Source organism: Tropicimonas sediminicola (assembly GCF_900188335.1).
GTDB classification, from domain to species: domain Bacteria; phylum Pseudomonadota; class Alphaproteobacteria; order Rhodobacterales; family Rhodobacteraceae; genus Tropicimonas; species Tropicimonas sediminicola.
In genome coordinates, this window is the sequence record NZ_FZOY01000027.1 from 1 (window position 1) to 3,188 (window position 3,188).

Consider the following 3,188-nt stretch of genomic DNA (forward strand, 5'->3'; position numbering starts at 1 on the left):
GCAGAAACAGAAACAGAAAACTCTCCGAGGAAAACACCATCTCAATATCCCTCCATCACTGGACAATCCGAACGAAAACCCGACAAAGCAGTGCCATGCGGGGCGAGCAGCAGCAGGTTTCTGCCGTGCAAATCTCCCAGCAGGTCGCGGGCGAGGTAGACCAGGTCGCCATCGAGCAACCGGGGGAACTGGTCCGTGAAGTCATTGCCGAGCAGCCGCATCGCACCGGCGTTCGCGCCCGCGAGCCCGCGGCTGTTGCCGGCCAGCCGGTTGCCCTCGAGCCGTGTCTCGGCGCGTTGAGGCTGATCCTCAACCAACACGCCGGCACCCGCGTTCCGGCTCAGGTGGTTGTCGCGGATCTCCACCGCCGTCGATCGGCGCAGGCGGATGCCGCTGCCGCCGGCCCGCAGGGCGACATTGTCGCGAATGGAGACACAATCGGACCGCTTGATCGAAATTGCATCACCCGCAGCGCCCTCTATCCGGTTGCCACGGATCAGGACCGCGCCGCTGCCGGTATCGGCAAAGATCCCCGCCTCGCCCGCGTCCGTGATTTCGTTGTCGAGGAGCTGAACCCGCGCGGCGCCCGCGGAGAGCCGGATGCCGTGTCCGGAAGGCGTGACGACCCGGTTGCCGACCAGGCGCAGATCGCGGGTCCGTCGCAGCCAGATCCCGGCGCCCTGCGCCGCCTCGATCCGGTTACCCGCCAGCGTCGCGCCCTCGGTGTCCTCCAGCAGCAGGCTGCCCACGGCCTCGAGGCGCGTGTCCCGGATCTCGGTGCAACCGACCGCAGGGAAAATCCCGCGATTGATCACCGCCACCCCGGCATAGGCCGGCGCGAGATCGAAGCCGAGCGCCTCGAACCGGCTGTCCCGCGCAGTCAGCACGCCCGTCCCGGCGACCAGCACGAAGGGGCGAAACTCGGCATTTCCCGCAGGCGCCTCGCCGCGCCCCGCAACCCGTGCGCCATCGAGTGTGAGCCGGCCGAAGCTTGCGAGGAAAGCGCCCTCGCTTCGGCTCAGGTGCAATTCCGTTCCCGGCCCAAGCGCCAGTTCGGCGCCCTCCCAGACGACGAGAGGCGTGCGGGCCAGAATCCCGCCACCGGCCTCGCTGACCAGCAGCCCGGACTGAAGCGCCGGGTTCTTCGGTCCGAGCGCGTCCAGTTCGAGCCGCCCGCCCACGACAACCAGCGCCCGCGGCTCCTGCCGACCTTGCGCCTGGTAGAGCGCAAACTGCCCGTTGCCCCCGACGCGCTGCGCCATCGCCGCCATGACGAGGCGGAAATCCATCTCGACAAGGCGGCCGCCCTCAGCCACCGCAGCAACAGGCAGCAGACACAGCCCGAGCAGGAAGGCCAGTGCGCCCCCTGCCCGGCCCGGGATCCCGAAACGCCTAGGCACGCAACTCGTCCCGCAGTTCCGCGCCGCTCTTGGCAACCGGCAGTTCGACCATGTGGGTGTTGCTCACAAGCACGACCTCGCCACGGGTCGTGCCTAGGTTCTCGACCCGGAAATCCCGCCCCTCGGCCAGCGACAGCCGCAGCCCCTTGGACAGAGGCTCACGCGGAGATGCTTCGCCCGAGACCGCCAGATCTCCGCGCACCCCGATCAGGTGCATCGGCCCGCAGCTTCCGTCTATGGTCAAAGCGGCGCCTGCATTGATCGTCAAATGCGTCACGTCGCAGGCTTCCGTGGAGAAGGCGCGATGGCTCTCGCCCCAGGAGAACCTGTGGGTAGGATGGGAATGCGCCTCCTGCCGGTCCGAGAGGTTCAGCGCCTGCACCGCCTGCTTGACCTTTTGCGCCTCGCTGCGGGAGGCAACGAGCAGGGCATCGCTGGTATCGACAACGACGACGTTCTCCAGCCCGATCACCGCCACCAACCGGTCCTGCGACCGGACCAGCGAGTTGCGGGTTTCCACCGAGATCACGTCGCCGGAGATCACGTTGCCCTGTGCGTCCGGTGTCCCGATCCCGTGCATCGCCTCCCAGGACCCGACGTCGTTCCAGGAGACCTGCAGCGGCGCCAGGGCGATGGCGCGGGTCTTCTCGAAGACGGCGACCTCGGTCGGCAGGCTCTCGGCTTTCTCGAAAGCGCCGCGCTCCAGCACCAGCCCGTTTCCGTCGAAGGCGCGATGCGCCAGCGCATGATGGACGGCCATCAGGCTGATCGGATCCAGTCGCCGGTATTCCTCGACGATCGTGTCGGCGCGGAACATCGAGATACCCGAGGCCCAGTAGGCGCGCCCGCCGTCGAGCAGGGCCTGCGCCCGGTCGAGCGGCGGCTTCTCGACGAACTCGCCGACGTGGTGCAGCCCGTCGTAGCCGTCGATCGGCCCGCCGTCGGTGATGTAGCCATAGCCGGTCTCGGGGTAGTGCGGACGCACCCCGAAGGTGATGATCCGACCGTCCTCGGCCGCGTCGTACATGGCATGAACGGTGCCGTTCACGTCCCCCTCGATCACATGGTCGGAGGGCAGGACGAGGAGCACGGCGTCCGGGTCGCGCTCCAGTGCCCGGAACGCCGCCGCGAGGACGGCGGGTCCGGTATTGCGGGCGACGGGCTCGCCGATGATCTCGCCGCGCACCTGGATCTCGTCGAGCTGCGCCCGCACGTAATGGGCATGCCGCGCATTCGTGACAAGGATCGGGTCACGCATCCGCTTTCCCGTATGGCGCTGAACGGTTTCCTGCAGGAACGACAGGGAGTTGCCCCCGTTGACCGCATGGAAATGCTTGGGGCTGTCGGTGCGGGAGACGGGCCAGAGCCGCGATCCGGAGCCGCCACACAGGACAAGCGGGACGATATGGGACATGTGAACGTGCTCCTTGCAGTCACTGGTCAATCTGGGGATGCGCCGTCCGACCGTTCCGGGCGGCGTCACGCGGCCTCAGCCGCCGAAAACCGCTCCGCTCCGGCCGAAGATGCCGCCGAGCAGCGGCACCTCGCGGACGATCCGAAGCTGTGCCATCTGCCCACTCCGGGAGGCGGGCAGCGGGCTCTGCGTGACGAGAGTTACCGGCACTGGCGCCCCAGGCTCGGCCGCCGCGACCTCGGCTCCGGCAGTTGGACCGAGGACCGCTTCCAGCACTTCGCCATCCTCGAACGCGAGTTCGATTGTGTCGCCGTTGAGGACGGCCTGAAGTCCTTGGGGGCTGAGTGTGGCCTGGATCTTTGGGGGGGCTGTGT

3 protein-coding genes are annotated in these 3,188 nt (G+C 68.0%); all 3 read right to left on the reverse strand.

The genetic code is table 11. The features are described 5' to 3' along the window. Positions 1 to 41: 41 nt before the first annotated feature. Entirely contained in the window at positions 42 to 1,400 is a 1,359-nt protein-coding gene (locus CHB86_RS24035; RefSeq protein ID WP_141135008.1) for a right-handed parallel beta-helix repeat-containing protein, read from the reverse strand. Next, positions 1,393 to 2,814 carry a mannose-1-phosphate guanylyltransferase gene (locus CHB86_RS24040; RefSeq protein ID WP_089235655.1) on the reverse strand — a complete coding sequence of 474 codons (1,422 nt, stop codon included), beginning with the start codon at positions 2,812 to 2,814 and terminating at the stop codon, positions 1,393 to 1,395. The genes CHB86_RS24035 and CHB86_RS24040 overlap by 8 nt, the downstream gene beginning before the upstream one ends. A gap of 75 nt (positions 2,815 to 2,889) precedes the next feature. Further along, the coding region (locus tag CHB86_RS24820) for a hypothetical protein (RefSeq protein ID WP_217898376.1) at positions 2,890 to 3,188 on the reverse strand (299 nt) is incomplete at its 5' end.